This window comes from Natrinema limicola JCM 13563 (assembly GCF_000337475.1).
In the GTDB taxonomy this organism is placed as follows: domain Archaea; phylum Halobacteriota; class Halobacteria; order Halobacteriales; family Natrialbaceae; genus Natrinema; species Natrinema limicola.
The window spans coordinates 19,998-35,871 of the sequence record NZ_AOIT01000049.1; the positions used below are offsets into that span (position 1 = coordinate 19,998).

Below are 15,874 nucleotides of genomic sequence, written 5' to 3' on the forward strand. Positions count from 1 at the left end.
TCCAGACTGATGCCCAAGATCAGCGTCGAAATCCCACAGGAACTCCTCGATGATCTAGACGATCACGTCGGCGACGACGGGAAGTTCGTCAACCGTAGCGATGCGATTCGGTCCTCGATCCGCAAGAACCTAGATATCTTAGACGAGATCGACAAGCGCCACGATCGCCTCGAGAACCAGGAATAATTAGTCGCGCTCGAGACGCTGTGCGAACCCGAAGTTCGGTTTCATATCCTCGACGCGGACTGCGACCGTCTCGCCGACCTCGGCCCCCGGCACGAACAGCCGGTAGCCCTCGACCGACGCGATGCCGTCGCCTTCACTGCCGACGTCGACGATTTCGACCTCGAGTTCGTCGCCCGGTCGCACCGGTGCGGTGAGCCGGCCTTTGCCGATAAGATAGATCTCGGAGGACTCGTCGCGGCTCGCTTTGGGAGACGTTGCACGGACGTACTGGAACTCCTCTTCGACATCGGCCCGGAAGTCGTCGACGTCCGGCCCTTCGAAGACCTTCACGACGAAGTCCCCGCCGCTGTCGAGCAGTTCGAGGGACGTCTCGAAGGCCTGTCGTGCGAGATGCAGCGAGCGCGCCTGATCGAGCGAGTACTCGCCGGACATGTTGGGTGCCATGTCCGAAATCACGGCGTCGACCGAGCCGCCAGCGGCGTCGATGACGCGGTCACGCGTTTTCTCCTCAGTCATGTCCCCGCGAAGCGTCTCGACGTTGTCGTGATCGTCGAAGTCCTTGATGCGCTGGAAGTCGACGCCGATCACGTTCCCCTGCGAGCCGACCTCTTCGGCGGCGACCTCGAGCCAGCCGCCCGGTGCGGCACCCAGGTCGACGACCGTATCGCCGCGGTCGAAGACGTGCTCGAGATCGTCGAGTTGTTTGAGTTTGTAGGCCGCTCGAGAGCGGTAGCCTTCCTGTTTCGCTTTGTTGTAGTAGTGGTCTTTTCCTGCCATAGAGACTCTCGTCAGTTAGTACGGGCGTAGGGAGTCGCCGCGGGTAAGTATGGCGGATGTCCGAGGAGACGTGTCTGGCCCCGGGGTGTCGAGCCAGTCATCTCGAGCCACTGTTCGGCTCGAGAGAGTGTCATCGGTGGATTGAATCGGTCGATATCTCCGGCAGGGAGGACCACTATTAGCTGGCGGGTCGAAGCCGAGAGCGGTGTTATCATGGGTGATATCGACGTCGCGATCGGTGTCGACGCGGACTGCGTCGCCGGCTGGTTAGGCTCGTACGGCGGGGCGGATTCACCAGCAGACCTATCACGCGGGCTCTCGGCGGGAAACGAGGGCATTCCCCGTCTCGTGCAACTGTTCGAGGACGAGGACGTAGAGACCTCGTGGTACGTGCCGGGCCACACAATCGAGACGTTCCGCGACGAAATCGAGGCGGTCGCAGCCGCCGGCCACGAACTCGGCGTCCACGGCTACTCCCACGAGAACCCCACGGACCTCTCGCGCGAGCAGGAAGACGCGATCCTCGAGGTCTCGATCGACCTGATCGAGGACGTCACCGGCGAGGAGCCGGTCGGCCATCGCGCAAGCTGGTGGGAGTTCAGCGAGAACACGCCCGAGCTCGTCGAGAAACACGGCTTCCTGTACGACAGCAGTCTGATGGAACGAGCGTTCGAACCCGGTTGGATGCGAAAAGGCGACGACTGGACGCCGATCCAGTACGAGCAGGACCCGGAGACGTGGATGGAGCCCTACGAGTACGGCGAGGAGACAGACGTGGTCGAGATCCCGATCAGCTGGTACCGTGACGACATTCCGCCGATGCTGTTCATCAAACAGCCGCTCTATCACGCCGGCTACAAGGACCCGAAGATGATGTACGAACAGTACTACAAACGGCAGTTCGACTTCCTCTACAACCGCCGCGGCGCTGGCGTCTACACGTTCACGATCCATCCGGACCTCCACGGGCTCCCCCACATGATCGCACACTTAGAGGAGTTTATCCAGTACGTCAAGAGCCACGAGAACGCCGAATTCCAGACGCTGGAGACGATCGCCCGGAAGTACGAAGACGACCCGTCGGTCTACGAGAGCGAGGGCGACTACGTCTGAACGTGATCGGACGGCAGCCGATCAGTCGGCGAACACCCGTCGAATCGCCGCCTCCTCGTCGAACGCGGCAAGCGCCAGCGTCAGTTTGATGCGAGCCTTCTGTGCCGGCAAATCGCCCGCGAAGATCGCGCCGTACTCTCGAAGCCGTTCGCCGCCGCCGACGCCGCCGTAGACGGGCGCGGTTCGGCCCTCGAGACAGCGCGAGGTAATTACGACCGGTACTCCCTCGCCGATCGCGTCGCGGACGGCGGTTCCGAGTTCTTTCGTCGCGTTCCCGAGGCCCGTCCCCTCGACGACGAGGCCGTTCGCGCCCCGCTCGAGTGCCGCCTCGAGCAACTCGCCCGTGGCGCCGCTGGCGCTTGTGATCGTGTAGACAGCCGCCGCGAGCGAGGTGGCCGGAACGTGGGTCGATTCGCTCTCCGGTGTCCGATGAATCGCGACGCCGTTTCGGTCGACGGTGGCGACCGGGCCCGTCCCGACGGAGCGGAAGGTCTCGAGCGTCGAGGTGTGAGTCTTCGTGACGCGACGTGCGGCGTGGATCGTCTCGTTGAACGCCACGAAAACGCCACCGTGGCCGTGGGTGTCGAACGCGTCAGCGGCTCGAAACGCCGTGAGCAGGTTCGACGGCCCGTCCGGGCTGTACTCGTCCGGGCGGCGTTGCGCGCCGGTCAGGAAAACCGGCGTCTCCGGCTGAATCGTGACGTCGAGATAGTACGCCGTCTCTTCGATCGTGTCCGTGCCGTGGGTGATGACGACCGCGTCGACGCTCGCGTCACCGTCGAGTTCGCGAACTCGGTCGCCGATCGACTCGAGCGTCGCGGCGTCCATCTCGAAGCTCGGGATCTGTGCGACCTGATCGACGTCGATGTCCGCGTAGTCGGCCAGTTCGGGGACCGCACTGACGAGGTCGCTCCCTCGCTTGGTCGGCGATGCACCGTCGTCGCCGCCGGTGCTCGCGATCGTGCCGCCCGTGCTGAGTACGGTCACGTGCATACGTCGTTCGAGGAGCTACCAGCGCCATCCTCAAAACATCGCAGCCTGCTGCGGAAGAGACCAATCGTCCCGTCGAACGCCACGCGATCGGCGCTCACTGCACGTGGGCAATCGGTGTGACTCGTATCGACTGACAGACTGGTTCCGGACTGGAAGCCGGTCGCTCCAGACACGCCGCGATCCCGCTGTCACCCGTAAAGGGTGCCTTTTTATGCCAACCGTCCGTACGCCGAGCTATATGTTCAAGGCCATCGTGAGCGCCGAAACGCTCACCAGCGCGCTCGACTCGGTCAGCGTGCTGGTCGACGAGTGCAAGATCCACCTCGAGGCAGACGGCCTCGAAATCCGGGCCGTCGACCCCGCGAACGTCGGGATGGTCGACCTCTCGCTCGATTCGGCTGCGTTCGAGTCCTACGAAGCAGACGGCGGGCTGATCGGCGTCGACCTCTCGCGACTGGAAGACATCGCCGGCATGGCCGACTCCGGCCAGCTCATCCAGCTCGAACTCGACGAGGAGACCCGCAAACTCCACATCCAGATCGACGGACTCGAGTATACGCTCGCGCTCATCGACCCCGACTCGATCCGCCAGGAACCCGACATTCCAGACCTCGACCTGCCCGCGGAGGTCGTCCTCGAGGGCAAGGACGTCAACCGCTCCGTGACGGCGGCCGACATGGTGTCCGATCACATCGCACTTGGCGTCAACGAGGGCGAGGAGTTCTTCTACGTCGATGCGGAGGGCGACACCGACGACGTCCACCTCGAGCTCACTCAGGAGGACCTGATCGATCTCCAGATCGGCCCCGCCCACTCGCTGTTCTCGCTTGACTACCTCAAGGACATGAACAAGGCGATCCCCGCCAATACGGAGGTCACGCTCGACCTTGGCGAGGAGTTCCCCGTCAAGATCTACTTCGGCTTCGCGGAGGGACAGGGACAAGTGACCTACATGCTCGCGCCGCGAATCCAGAGCGACTAAACGGCCGTCGTCGACTGTTCTGCCGGCCTGCTCTGATACTTAAAACATCGATATGGACAGGGGAGTGGCTACTCTGTGACGTCCCCTCCGAGGTGGTATGCCCTCCACGAACGATCCAGCGGACGAGCCGACAGAGGAGTACGTCACAGCGTTCGATCCGGCGGATGGCCGGCCGAGCGACGCCGTCGTCACCGCGGTCGCCACACGGCTCGAGCGGGATCCGACCGAGCTGTCGCCGCTGTACGATGCCGTCGACCCGGGCGCGCTCAACGACCTGGTCGAACACGCACACAGAAAAACCAGCGACAGCGTCCATCTGGTGTGGTTCACCTACGAGGGAGTCTCGGTTGGCGTCCGAAGCGACGGCCGAATCCAGATCGAGGACGCCAGCACAGCCAGTTGACCGGTCGTCCGTATCGCCAGCGATCCCCGCCCGCGTGGCTTATACGGCCGGACAGAACGACGTGAAGATCGGTCGCGCTGCTGCGGCCGTCACCGGTGGAGACGACCGCGAATCCGCGACCGACTTCGTATTGACTGCTGTCCGACAGTATTAGTCCTGTGCGTCGAGAAACTCGATCAAGTGCTCGCTGACCAGGTCGTCGTCCTCGATGAAGAAGAGATGTGAGCCGCCCTCGATCAGTTCCAGCCGACTATTGGGTAGTTTCTCCTCGAGCAGACGCGCGTTCTCGACGGGAACGACCTGGTCGTCGGTTCCATGAAGGATCAGCGTTGGCACGCGGACACGCCCAAGGCGGTCGCTGACGTCGAAGCCCTGCACAGCCGCGCCTTGGGCTTCGCGGGCCGGGTCGTCGGCGTCTTGCTCGAGACGCCACTCGATGAGTTGATCCATCAGATGGGGGTTCCGGTTGGTAAAGCGTTCGGTGAACGCGGGGCGCATGCGATGGCGAATTAGTCCCCGCTCGGTGGCTCCGCCGGGCGTCTCGAACATGTGTTCCTGCGTTTCCTCGGGCACCGGCGCGGCGTCGGGCCCGCCGTGGGAGGTACAACACAGCGTCAGTGACTTCGCCCGAGTGTACTCGACGGCGTAGCGCTGGGCGATCATCCCGCCCATGCTCGCGCCGACGATGTGGGCGCTGTAGATCCCCGCGTCGTCGAGGACGGCCTCGAGGTCGGCCGCGAGTCCGTCCATCGAATAGCCCGCCAGTTTGAGCAAAACGAGTCCGCGAAGCGGCCCCGGGAGCCGCGAGACGAGCGGCGGTAAGCCGACATCGGAGCGGCCGGTCCCCCGGTTATCGGGCGCGATCACGTCGTAGCGATCGGCGACGGCCTCGCGTTGCCACCGCCACATCCACCGCCCGAAGCCCAGCCCCTGAACGAAGACGACGGGCGCGGTTCCGTCGCCGTCACCCTCGTCGCGCTCGTAGTAGATCGACACACCATCTCTCGTCGCCTGTGGCATACTCGCAGTGACGTGTCGAACACTCTTGAAATCGATCCTCGAGCGCGGCGCTTGCGTCACCGAATCGAGGAGCCACGTATAAAACGCAATTACGATAATCAGCGCGCTTATCCCGCCGGAGTAATTTCGTTTTACCGATGCAGCGACTCCACGCCCGGTATCCGTTTCTCGCAGCCGCTCGCGAATCCGTCGCGACGGAAGCGGTCGATCTCGCGACCGTCGTCGAGCAAGACCGGGCGGTCGTCGACCGCGCACGCCAACGCGTTATTACCGCACTCGAGGACGGGACTGTCGGCGAACCAGCCCACGAGCCCCGCATCGAGTTACTCTCCTATCCCGTTGCGCGGGTGCTCGTCTCGCTGGTCGGCGAGCGCGTGCTCGTCCGCAAGTACGCCCGCGGGGAGGCCGCAACGGCCTACGACCGCTTTACCGCCGATATGGCCGACACGACCGAACTCAAAAGCGTCTCGTCGACGGGGCTCGAGCTCACAGATCTCCTGACTGAATTCGACCTGCAGGACGACGTCCGCGAGACGCCGGCCGGCGACGGCTACCGCATCGACGTCGGGGCCTACCTGCCGCTGGCCGAAGACATGTGGGAAGACGAGTGGCGACTCGTCAATCGACCGCTGGACGGCGGCGAGGTGCCCATCGATGAAGACGAACTCCTCGCGCTGCTCCGGGAAGCGATCCGGAGCCGGATCGAGGATGGGCTGCCCTTCGAGGTGCCCGAGACGATCGCGACCGCACTCGAGGACGATGTCGCCGAGATTCGTGAGGTCTTAGCAGCGCTCGATCTCACGCAGGACATCGACACCGTCGTTCCCGACCTCTTCCCGCCGTGTATGAAGGCGTTGCTCGATCAGGTCCAGAAGGGCGAACACCTGTCCCATCACTCCCGCTTTGCGATCACCGCCTTCCTGACGAGTATCGGGATGTCGACCGACGAAATTGTCGACCTCTACCGGGTCAACTCGTCGTTCGGCGAAGAGATGACACGCTATCAGACCGACCACATCCGCGGCGATAGCTCGCCGACGGAGTACTCGGCACCGGCCTGTTCGACGATGCAGTCCTACGGCGACTGCGTGAACAAAGACGACCTCTGCGAACGGATTCCGCATCCGATGGCCTACTACGAAAAGCGACTCGAGGAGGCAGAAGACGACGACCTCGAGGATTGGCGGGAAGACGAGCAGTCCGCAAGCGGCGACTGAAACGGACTCCTGTCAGTCAGTGCCGGCGCAACCGCGACCGTCCTGTGGTTGCACCGGTAAATCGGGACAGCAGACCTATGAGACGACATCGGTTGCTGGTGCTACGAGCCCTATTTTGGACCGATGATGCGTTCATCGAGACGAGCAAGAGAAACGAGCCGGTGAGCACGTCTTAGGCACTGACGGTGCCGTCGTTGGAATCGTTCAGCAAGTAGGCCAGAGCGACCCCAACCGCTGTCATCAGCAAGATGAACCCGACGATCACCCAGACGAGCATCTGGCCACCCTGGGACGAGAGCGTGCTGTTTGCTGCGCCGTAGGACGACCCGATAGCGAACATGGCCGCCAGCATCGCAACGACGGCACCGACGGAGACGACGATCTCGATGAGCGATTCGCGTTCGACCATTGCCTGAGCGATTTCGCCGGCCCGATCAAAAGCGCTTCGAAGGGGTTCTCGGACGGCGATCGGGCGATAATTCCCCGCGTTTGTCGTCGGTCGCGTATAAACGCCGACCATGGGCATGCAGGCACGGTGGTTATGTCCCTCGGTTCCCTATAAACGTCGAATAGCCAGCCGACCAGCGATTCCATTCCGACGCATCCATGAAAACAACAGCGTCACCGAAAGCACCGCTTCCAGTCCCACGCACAGCCCACCTCCCGGAGCGATCGCGCCGGGCCCACACCGAGCCGATGTCGGTGTTGCCACTCGGCGACGGCCTCTACGAGGTCGAGTCCGCAAGCGACCATACCTACCTCGTCGATCTCGAGGCAGGCCGGTGTACCTGCCCGGATCACGTCTTCCGCAAGACCCGATGCAAGCACATTCGCCGGGTCGCACTCGAGATCACGGCCGGCCGAACACCACCGCCGGGCGAGATCGCGGTCGGCTGTCACGATTGTGGCGGGCCGGTCTTCGTCGACGAGGACGCGACCGCGCCGTTTTATTGCGACGACCATACGATCTCTCCGGGCGACACCGTCGTCGACCGGGAGACCGGCGACCGACTCACGGTCGTCGACGTCTCGGAATTGCGGGCCGACGCCGTCGAAATCGAGGCCGCAGACTGTACCGTCGCTGAGTACGCGACGAACGACGGCTACGATCCTGACGTGCCCGTGGTGGGCGCGGTCTATCCACACGCCACCGTCGCATCGAACGGCGTCGTTCCCGCGTCGCTGAAAGTCTACGTCTTCCCGCGAACGCGCCTCAAGAAAGCCTAATAACCGGCCGCAGAACCGCTAACGGCGTTACTCGAGCAGTTCCGCAGCTTCCTCGGCGTCCATCACACCCTGTTCGACGGCATTGAGCACACGGAGGATTTCCTCGTCCGGGCCGTCATCGACGCTGCCATCGGCGGCGGCTTCCGCCAGTGTGACCTTCTCCGATTGGCCAGTGAACTCGGGAAAGTCAGTTCCCTCCGCAAGTGCCGTTTCCTTTTTGACTCGGTAGTTGCCGCCGTCGGTCACGTAGAGGTCGCCGGGGTGGAAGAAATACCAGTCTTCGCGGTCGAAGCGGACGCCGATCCGGGGTTTCGCGCCGAAGTTCTGGGCGAAGTAGATGAGCGCTTCGACCTCTTCACCGGTGAGGTAGATCGGGTCGCCCGCGCTCGATTTCGCCTCGATGGCGTAGAAGGACTCGCCGTCACCGGCGAGTACGTCGGGGAGTTCGCGGTCGGTCGCAGCGCCGCTGGCGGGCGCACGCATCACCGCAAAGCCGGCCTCGTCGAGCGCGTTGACGAGTTCGCGTTCGCGGCGGTCGCCCTTCGCATGGGACATATAGCCTTTTCAGACGGACTCCTGTAAGTCAGTGACGGTGCAACTGCGACCGTCCTGCAGTTGCACCGATAACTCGTTACAGCAGCCCGTCTCTCCCGCGAGCAATAATAAAAGACCGGACGGCAGGCGGCCAGACGGGCCGGTTACAGCGGGACCGTCGCCGCGAAGTCGACCAGCAGTGACGTCGACGGGTCGGCAGTCTCGAGGTCGTACTCGAGGGCAAGATACAGCAAGCCGAACTGGATGGCGTTGAACGCGGCGTGAGCGCCGATCGGCACGACGAGGTTGTCGGTTTTCGCATACAGGAGGCCGAAGATGATCGAGCCGCCGAAGACGACCACGACGGGAACCAGAGTCGCAAGCAGCGAGTCGGAGAGGACCGCATACGACATGATGTGGATCAGCGCGAAGATCGCGCTGGCGACGACGACCGCGGTGAGCCGACCGAATGCCGCATAGAGCCGTTTCTGAACGATATTTCGAAAGAGGAACTCCTCCGCAGGCGCGTTGAAGAAGAAGACGATGCCGATCATGATCAGGACCATCGTCTGGTCGTTCCCGATGTAGGTCGCGACCTGATTGTCCGCAGACGGTAGAGAGAGTACCTGTACGACCAAACTGACGAGGATGTAAAACACGAAGCTCCCGAGGACGCCGGCAAGGACGTAGAGCCAGCCGCGTTTCGTCGGCCACCGGAGGTCGACGTACGACCATCCACGGCCGGTCGCGGCAAGATAGAGCGCACCGGCAAGCACGAAGCCGAGGAAGTTCAGGATCAACAATGCCGTTCGGCTCACAAGGGAGGCGTCCGTCGGAGACGTCGCCAGCGCCGGCTCGAGCGCGATCGCGGGGAGGGTCGTAAACTGGCTCGCGAGAATCCCGAACGCTGCCAGACCGATCGCGACGAGCGTCGTCCGGACCGGACCGTCGCGATAGCGTGATGGCGTTTCCATAGTAGGGGCTAGGGCGACTGGGGCCTTGGGCGTTCCTCTCTCCGAAACGGCCTGTCCGGTGAGCCGGTGTCGTGAGCGATCAGTCCGCGAGAGCCGGACTACCCTCCTCGAACAGCTGTGTCAGCAGCCGCTGCTGGCCGATTCGCAGGTGGCGGTTGACCGTCGGCTGTGTCACCCCGAGCAACGCGGCGATTTCCTCGCCGGTGCTCTCGCGGGGCCACTCGAAAAAGCCGGCGAAATACGCCGTCCGAAGCACCTCGAGCTGGCGGTCGGTCAGCGCGTCGAGCAGCGACGTGACGTGTTCGCTGCGCGTTCGCATCGATCGCTCGACGTGGTGGCGGGCCTGCAACTCGATGGTCGGATACGCCTCGCGGAGCATCTCGACGAACTCACGGACGTCAGTTCCAGTGGGGACATCGACGGTGAGCTCGGTCCCCGCCGCGTCGGCGTGCATCGAGCGCGGACTGCCGCCGTGGCGGACCAGCCGCGAGGCGATGACCTCGCCAGCGACGGTCGCCTCGAATCGGCAGTCGGTTTCCGTCCGACTGATGAGCCGGGCGTCGGTCACCGAGACGAGGTCATCGAGCGCCGCGTGTACCGCCTCGGGCGAGACGCCACTGGTCTCGAAAAACAGCAGCGTCTCGTCGCCCGAGTGGGTCCCAAGCCCCGCATAGTCGACGGTCGCATCGGTCTTCGCTGCGATCCGAGAGAGGAGATCGTCCGCTCCCTCGAGCCGAAGCGTCAGCTCGAGTACGCGTTCGGCGTGTAGCGCCTCGCGCGTTTCGACGGCGTTGATCGCGTTTGCGATCCCGTCACCGAGTTCCGTCACGACGGTCTGCTCGAGCTCACCGAACGCGTCCGGTTCGTCCGCATACAGCGTGAGGACACCGTAGGAGTACTCCGCGTGCGAGAGCGGGACGCTGATGACCGACTGGAAGCCCCGATCCAGCGCCGGGCGTCGCCAGGCTTCGCTCTGGAGTCCCTCGACGACGTTCGAGACGACCGTCGGCGTCTCGTTGCGAGCGGTCTGGGCGGCTGGCTCGGCCGACGCGTCGTCTGCAAGCGGGGCGTCGTCCAGGTATTCTTGGCCCGATCCGGCCCAGGCGCGGGGCTCGAGTCGCGTGCCACTGGCGTCGAGGTTGCCGATCCACGCGAAGGCGATGTCGTTGGCCTCGACGAGCCGCTCGGTGACGGTCTGTTCGATGTCCGTGCGGCTGTCAGCACCGATCAACGACTGGTCGATCCGTCTGATGAGTTCGGTAATCGAGATTTGGCGGTTGAGCCGACGGTTTCGTTCCTCGAGTTCCGTCTCGCGCTCGCGGAGACTGGCTTCGCTCTCGAGGCGGTCGAAGGCGGCTTCGGTCGTCGCGACCAGCGTCTCGATCAGCCGCCGGGCGTCGACGTCGATCGATTCGCCGTCGGACGCGACCGCGAAGACGCCGTGATCGCCGATCGGGACGATGACGCCGCTCTCGACGCCCGGACCGAAGATTCGTGACTGGTCGAACGACGCGGGGTCGTCGACGACCATCCCCGTCCCCGTGACGTAGGCGTTCCAGAGGGCAGCATCGGTGTCGCCGACGGCGACCGACGCCGTGCCGTCACAGAGGCGTGCGAACTCGTCGGTATAAGCGATCGGCTCGAACCGGTTCACGTCAGAATCGAGGTGATACACTGCGACGCCTGCGGCCTCGAGGATGTCATCGGCCGTCTCGACGACCAGTTCTGCGACCTCGTCGTCGCTGTCAGTGCCGAGTAAGTCGCGGGCAGCGCCGTGCAGTGACTCGAGGGCGAGTTCGTGCTCCTTGCGGCGGGTAATATCGTTGTTGATTCCGACCATTCGCGGCCCCGCGTCGTCGTCGACGACCCGCCCACGGGCCCCGACCCAGATCCAGCTTCCGTCCTCGTGTTGGAGTCGAAACTCCGTCTGGAACAGGTCGTCGTTCTCGATCGCCTGGGTGACTTCGTCTTCGACGCGAGCCACGTCATCCGGATGGACACGCTGTTTGAAGGTGTCGAACGTCCCCCCAAACGCCCCTGGTTCAAGTCCGAGTAGCCGCTCGTAGGTCTCGTTCCAGATGACCTCGTCGGTGTTCAGATCCCACTCCCAGACGGCCGTGTTCGTCCCCTCGAGTGTGAGTTCGAGGCGGCGTTTCGTCTCGCGGAAGTCCCGCTCGCGCTCCTTGCGTTCGGTGATGTCGCGACTGATCGCCAAATACCGGTTTTGGTTTTCGATGTCGAGACAAATGAGGTGGACCTCGACGGGAAACAGCGAGTCGTCGTGACAGCAGTACTGACCTTCGAACTTTCGGCGGTCGCCGACCGACAGCTCCTCGAGCATGGAGAGGGCCTCGGCTTTGTCGACGAGCATATCGTATTCCCAGATCTTCGTGCCGAGCAGCTCGTCGGTGGTGTAGCCGAGCGCGTCCGCAAGCCGGCGATTGGCGTCGACGATCGTCCCCTCGGTATCGAGCACGTTGATCATGTCGGGGGAGTTCTCGAACAGTGCCTCGAGTCGGGCGCTCGTCGTTTCCAGGCGACGCTCGCGTTCCTTGCGCTCGGTGATGTCACGGATGACGCCGGCGGTCCCGGTGAACTCGCCGTCGTCCATCGGCAACAGCGCCATGTGGTTTTCGACGTCGATCAGCTCGCCGTCGACGGTCTCGAGGACCATCTCGAACGTCTGTGACGGTTCGTTTTTGCTGAGCAGTTCCCGAATCCGATCCTGTGCCGTCTCGATGTCCTCGGCAGCCATCACCGTCGAGACGTGTTCGCCGATCAACGCGTCTGGGTCGTAGCCGATGATCTGTGACAGCGCGTCGTTGACGAACTGGAAGTTCCCGTCCGCGTCGATCGTATACACCACCTCATCGAGCGCCTGAATGATCGTCTCGGCGCGCTCGAGTTCGCGTTCACGCTCCTTGCGTGCAGTGATATCCTGTGCCGCGCCGCGGAGCGCGACGATCTCACCGTCATCTCGGACGGGCGCACCGATACTGCGGATCCAGCGCCGGTCACCATCCGCTGTGATGATCTGGTTTTCGATATCGTACGCCTCACCGTCCTCGATCGCGCGGTCGATCACCTCGCTGAGCCGCGATCGATCTTCAGGCGCGATGTGTTCGAATACCCGATCGAGATCGAGTCCCTGATCGGCTGAGAGCCCAAAGATACTGTAGACCTCGTCAGTCCATCGAACGTCGGCGGAATCGTCGGTCACATCGAGTTCCCACGCACCCACGTTCGCCAGCCGCTGGGACTGCTCTAACAGATGCGTCGTCCGCTCGAGGTGGGCTTCGCGTTTGCGAAGCCGGCGCTCTTTTGCCTTGCGCTCGGAGATATCCCGACCGATACCGACCTCGACGGGGTTGCCGTCGGGATCGTCAAGCACCGACGCGACGAACTCGTAGGGAATCCGCTCGCCCGCTTTCGTCTGCAGTGCCGCTTCGATGTGCGTCTCGCCCGTCTCGAAGGCTTCGGTGATCGAACCGCGGATCACGTCCCGATCGTCCTCGTCGAAGAACTCGAGGGCGTGCATGTCGTCGATTTCGGCGTCCGAATACCCCGATACCTCGACCAGCGTCTCGTTCCAGCGCTTGAGTTCCCCGTCCTCGTCAAGAACGTAAAACACGTCGTCTAATGCATCGATAACGTCGGTGGTAAACTGCTCGTATCGCTCGAGTCGCCGCTGTTTCTCCAAGCGTTCGCTGACGTCGCGACCGACGCCGACGATGACCTGCTCGCCCGCCGGGTTCTCGAGGGTCGACGCAACGAACTCGTAGGGAATGGACGCACCATCGCTGGTCACGATCGAGGCGTCGATACGTGTCGACCCAGTGTCGAGAACCTCGGCGATCGAATTCGTAATCCGATCGTGGGCTGCCTCGTCGAAGAACTCCAGCGCCTGCATCGACTCGACCTCGGCGTCGGTATACCCCGTCGTCTCGCAGAGACTCTCGTTCCACTGGCATACTGTGCCGTCCTCATCGAGGAGATAGACGACATCGTCGACCGCGTCCAGCATATCGTCGGTAAACGCCTGTGCCCGCTCGAGACGGCGCTCCCGTTCCCGAATCCGCTCGACGTAAGTGCGGCGTTCGAACGTCTGGCTCACCCAGCGAGCGATCAGTTCCACGAACGACGTTTCGGCGGGCGTAAACGGTCGCTCTCGGGGCTCACGATCCAGAAAACAAATCGTTCCGCAGTGGTCGCCCTCGACGGAGATCCGACCACCGAGACGGCAGTTGACATCGAGTTCGTCGGCAATCGGATGATCGTTCCACTCGACCGCACTGGCGTCATTTGCCCCCTGAACCACGTCCGACTCGAACAGGTCGTGACAGGAGACTGCCGAGAGATCAAGCACCGTCCCCTCGAGGTCGGCAGCGTGTCCGACGGCCGTCTCGATCTCGTATCGGTCGGCCGATTCGTCGATCCGGGAGACGAATCCAGTCTCGAGACCGAGCCGCTTACAGCCCAACTCGAGCAGGCGACGGATCTTCGTCTCGTCATCCGTGCTCGGATCGGACGTGATCCGGTACAGTTCCTGGCGATACTGTTCGCTCTCGGCGCGTCGCCGTTCGCGGTCACACACCGCGGCCGTCAGGTCGGTGACAGTCTCGGAGAGCTGTCCGAGTTCGTCGTCTCGATCGATCGTAACGTCGATCGGGCCGTCGACGGCCGGCGGTTGTACGGACTGTTCGGACTCGGACAGTGAAGACTCGTCCTCGAGTCGCGAGGTGAACTGCCGAAGCGCGTCGGTGAGTCGCTCGAGGTCGTTCGTCCGATCGGAGCCGCTCCGTGCGGCAAGACCCACGACGAGCAGTCCGGGTCCCGTCTGCGTGCCAACGCCGTGAAATCCGGAGACCAAGCGGCCAGCGACGATCCAGACTGCAACACCGATCACGCCGAGCAAAACTGCACGCGACCGTCTCGTGTCGTCCGCGAGCAGTCCGCTCTGAACCGCAGTCCAGTCCATGGTACGCCTATGGAATGACTGACAATGATATGCGCGGTTTATTTCATACCCATTTCAATATCATCATTGCAGTGCTGCTCGAGTACAAACCGTTGAGGCCACAGTGTCGGTGGGTTTTGGACGGCTACCACACGTTCGGGCCGTGATATGGAGCGAACAGCGGGGGAACGACGTCGATCTTCGAGACGCTATACACGTAGTGTTGGGACGGCAGCGAAATTACGTGTATAACGGGCAAGCCGATACCGACGGATCGTATTAGTCAAGCCAAGATGTCCGGAGCCACACTCGATTATCACAACGATTCGATCAGCCTGCGCGTCGTCGAAGCCCTCGCAGACGCGACAGACACCGCCCCGAGCGAACTCGACCCACTGTACAATACCGTCGATCCCGAGGCACTCGATCGACTGTTCCAACCCGACTCGAGCGACGACATCCGCGTCACGTTCGAGTACGGCGACGCACACGTCGAGATTCGAGGCGACGGCACCATCCTGGTCGATGGAACCGTCCATGACAGCCGATAAGCCGCGAGTCGAGTCGACCGAACGTGGTCGAATCCGACAAGAGACGACCGCTGGAAACAGCTCGGCTCCCGTCTTGCCGGACACGTCGAGCGATCCGAGACCGGAGGTGCTCTGAATGCTCGTCCCACCAGCAGCAGGGATCGAGCCATCCGTTCGAGAGCAGCCGACACAGCGAACCCTCCTCGTCGTCGATCAGGAACGCGACCGCGACCACATCGAACGCGCGTTCGACGACGAACCAGTGGTCATCGAGGCGGCCGCCACGCTCGCGGCCGCACGGGCCAGCGTCGACGAGATCGACTGTCTCCTCGTCCCGTCAACTGTGACGGACGACGACAGCGACGTGACCAGCAATGACGTGGCCGCCACCGACAGGTCGAGCGAGCACGTCGGCTGGCTCGAGACAGTCAAAACCGACACGCCGGCGCTCCCGGTCGTCGTCCTCGCTGATGAGGTAACGCCCACCCTCATGCGCGCGGTCCGCACGTACGAGTGGACCGCCGTGGTCGGCCGCGACGAACCACGCGAGCGACTCGTTACCTGTATCACCGACCTCCTCGAGCGTCACCGACTGGCATCCCTCTCGAAGCGGTCGCTTGCGAGCGTCGAACTCACTGGCGACGCGGTCGCGCTCGTCGACCCTACCGGCGGAATCCAGTTTGCGAGCCGCTCTCTTCGGATGCAATTCGGTGCCGACGGTGACGAGCTCGTCGGCACCCCGTGGCAAGAACTGTTTACCGACGACGCCGTTTCCCACCTCGAATCGGTAGCGTTGCCGACCGTCGCGGAGGGATGGCGATGGACCGGCACCTGCACCGGCCAGCGACGGACGGGTGTGACGTTCCCGGTCCGGGTTCGGCTCGGCGGCCTCGAGGATGGCAGTCTGGTGTTCGTCGTCAGCGAGGCTGACGCAGACGGTACTGAACACAGCGACTGACGG

The 15,874-nt window shown here is 63.3% G+C and carries 15 protein-coding genes; 8 read left to right on the top strand and 7 right to left on the bottom strand.

Annotated features, from left to right (window positions below; all coding sequences use genetic code 11):
• Nucleotides 1-9: 9 nt before the first annotated feature.
• Entirely contained in the window at nt 10-186 is a 177-nt protein-coding gene (locus tag C476_RS11995; RefSeq protein ID WP_008013290.1) for a hypothetical protein, read from the top strand.
• Here C476_RS11995 and C476_RS12000 read toward each other — a convergent pair whose 3' ends face one another.
• Nucleotides 187-963, bottom strand: coding sequence for a 23S rRNA (uridine(2552)-2'-O)-methyltransferase (locus C476_RS12000; protein ID WP_008013291.1), 777 nt, complete (start codon nt 961-963; stop codon nt 187-189).
• Between the two features lie 213 nt (nt 964-1,176).
• On the opposite strand from C476_RS12000, the gene C476_RS12005 reads away from it, so the two are divergent.
• Entirely contained in the window at nt 1,177-2,076 is a 900-nt protein-coding gene (locus tag C476_RS12005) for a polysaccharide deacetylase family protein (RefSeq protein WP_008013292.1), read from the top strand.
• 21 nt (nt 2,077-2,097) lie between these two features.
• Here C476_RS12005 and C476_RS12010 read toward each other — a convergent pair whose 3' ends face one another.
• Nucleotides 2,098-3,069, bottom strand: a complete 972-nt coding sequence (locus C476_RS12010; protein WP_008013293.1) for an asparaginase — start codon at nt 3,067-3,069, stop codon at nt 2,098-2,100.
• A gap of 238 nt (nt 3,070-3,307) precedes the next feature.
• Here C476_RS12010 and C476_RS12015 point away from each other — a divergent pair, with 238 nt between their 5' ends.
• Together C476_RS12015 and C476_RS12020 are read left to right on the top strand one after the other, a co-directional pair.
• On the top strand, nt 3,308-4,051 hold the full coding sequence (locus C476_RS12015; RefSeq protein WP_008013294.1) for a DNA polymerase sliding clamp: 744 nt from the start codon (nt 3,308-3,310) through the stop codon (nt 4,049-4,051).
• 97 nt (nt 4,052-4,148) lie between these two features.
• A complete protein-coding gene (locus tag C476_RS12020; RefSeq protein ID WP_008013295.1) occupies nt 4,149-4,454 on the top strand; it encodes a HalOD1 output domain-containing protein in 306 nt (101 codons plus the stop codon).
• A 150-nt stretch (nt 4,455-4,604) separates the two neighbouring features.
• Here C476_RS12020 and C476_RS12025 read toward each other — a convergent pair whose 3' ends face one another.
• The gene (locus C476_RS12025) at nt 4,605-5,474 is read right to left on the bottom strand and encodes an alpha/beta fold hydrolase (RefSeq protein ID WP_008013297.1); all 870 of its coding nucleotides are present in this window, start codon (nt 5,472-5,474) and stop codon (nt 4,605-4,607) included.
• Nucleotides 5,475-5,611: 137 nt separating this feature from the next.
• Here C476_RS12025 and priL point away from each other — a divergent pair, with 137 nt between their 5' ends.
• Nucleotides 5,612-6,691 carry a DNA primase regulatory subunit PriL gene (priL, locus tag C476_RS12030; protein WP_008013299.1) on the top strand — a complete coding sequence of 360 codons (1,080 nt, stop codon included), beginning with the start codon at nt 5,612-5,614 and terminating at the stop codon, nt 6,689-6,691.
• Between the two features lie 172 nt (nt 6,692-6,863).
• Here the strand turns inward: priL and C476_RS12035 are convergent, their stop codons facing one another.
• On the bottom strand, nt 6,864-7,100 hold the full coding sequence (locus C476_RS12035; protein ID WP_049911825.1) for a DUF7472 family protein: 237 nt from the start codon (nt 7,098-7,100) through the stop codon (nt 6,864-6,866).
• Nucleotides 7,101-7,297: 197 nt separating this feature from the next.
• Between C476_RS12035 and C476_RS12040 the strand changes: the two genes are divergently transcribed.
• Nucleotides 7,298-7,918, top strand: coding sequence for an SWIM zinc finger family protein (locus tag C476_RS12040; RefSeq protein WP_083857058.1), 621 nt, complete (start codon nt 7,298-7,300; stop codon nt 7,916-7,918).
• Nucleotides 7,919-7,945: 27 nt separating this feature from the next.
• On the opposite strand, the gene hjc is transcribed toward C476_RS12040, so the two are convergent.
• From hjc to C476_RS12055, 3 genes are all read right to left on the bottom strand, one after another.
• Complete coding sequence (gene hjc, locus C476_RS12045; RefSeq protein WP_008013304.1) at nt 7,946-8,473, bottom strand: Holliday junction resolvase Hjc; 528 nt, start codon at nt 8,471-8,473, stop codon at nt 7,946-7,948.
• Between the two features lie 143 nt (nt 8,474-8,616).
• A complete protein-coding gene (locus tag C476_RS12050; RefSeq protein ID WP_008013307.1) occupies nt 8,617-9,426 on the bottom strand; it encodes a CPBP family intramembrane glutamic endopeptidase in 810 nt (269 codons plus the stop codon).
• 79 nt (nt 9,427-9,505) lie between these two features.
• On the bottom strand, nt 9,506-14,404 hold the full coding sequence (locus C476_RS12055) for a PAS domain S-box protein (RefSeq protein WP_008013309.1): 4,899 nt from the start codon (nt 14,402-14,404) through the stop codon (nt 9,506-9,508).
• A gap of 272 nt (nt 14,405-14,676) precedes the next feature.
• On the opposite strand from C476_RS12055, the gene C476_RS12060 reads away from it, so the two are divergent.
• Both C476_RS12060 and C476_RS12065 read left to right on the top strand, forming a co-directional pair.
• On the top strand, nt 14,677-14,934 hold the full coding sequence (locus C476_RS12060; protein WP_008013311.1) for a HalOD1 output domain-containing protein: 258 nt from the start codon (nt 14,677-14,679) through the stop codon (nt 14,932-14,934).
• 115 nt (nt 14,935-15,049) lie between these two features.
• Entirely contained in the window at nt 15,050-15,871 is an 822-nt protein-coding gene (locus tag C476_RS12065) for a PAS domain-containing protein (RefSeq protein WP_008013312.1), read from the top strand.
• Nucleotides 15,872-15,874 lie beyond the last annotated feature (3 nt).

Coding starts and splice junctions, on each gene's coding strand:
- C476_RS11995 (WP_008013290.1), top strand. CDS start 10: ATGCCCAAGATCAGCGTCGAAATCCCACAGGAACTCCTCGATGATCTA.
- C476_RS12000 (WP_008013291.1), bottom strand. CDS start 963: ATGGCAGGAAAAGACCACTACTACAACAAAGCGAAACAGGAAGGCTAC.
- C476_RS12005 (WP_008013292.1), top strand. CDS start 1,177: ATGGGTGATATCGACGTCGCGATCGGTGTCGACGCGGACTGCGTCGCC.
- C476_RS12010 (WP_008013293.1), bottom strand. CDS start 3,069: ATGCACGTGACCGTACTCAGCACGGGCGGCACGATCGCGAGCACCGGC.
- C476_RS12015 (WP_008013294.1), top strand. CDS start 3,308: ATGTTCAAGGCCATCGTGAGCGCCGAAACGCTCACCAGCGCGCTCGAC.
- C476_RS12020 (WP_008013295.1), top strand. CDS start 4,149: ATGCCCTCCACGAACGATCCAGCGGACGAGCCGACAGAGGAGTACGTC.
- C476_RS12025 (WP_008013297.1), bottom strand. CDS start 5,474: ATGCCACAGGCGACGAGAGATGGTGTGTCGATCTACTACGAGCGCGAC.
- priL (WP_008013299.1), top strand. CDS start 5,612: ATGCAGCGACTCCACGCCCGGTATCCGTTTCTCGCAGCCGCTCGCGAA.
- C476_RS12035 (WP_049911825.1), bottom strand. CDS start 7,100: ATGGTCGAACGCGAATCGCTCATCGAGATCGTCGTCTCCGTCGGTGCC.
- C476_RS12040 (WP_083857058.1), top strand. CDS start 7,298: ATGAAAACAACAGCGTCACCGAAAGCACCGCTTCCAGTCCCACGCACA.
- hjc (WP_008013304.1), bottom strand. CDS start 8,473: ATGTCCCATGCGAAGGGCGACCGCCGCGAACGCGAACTCGTCAACGCG.
- C476_RS12050 (WP_008013307.1), bottom strand. CDS start 9,426: ATGGAAACGCCATCACGCTATCGCGACGGTCCGGTCCGGACGACGCTC.
- C476_RS12055 (WP_008013309.1), bottom strand. CDS start 14,404: ATGGACTGGACTGCGGTTCAGAGCGGACTGCTCGCGGACGACACGAGA.
- C476_RS12060 (WP_008013311.1), top strand. CDS start 14,677: ATGTCCGGAGCCACACTCGATTATCACAACGATTCGATCAGCCTGCGC.
- C476_RS12065 (WP_008013312.1), top strand. CDS start 15,050: ATGCTCGTCCCACCAGCAGCAGGGATCGAGCCATCCGTTCGAGAGCAG.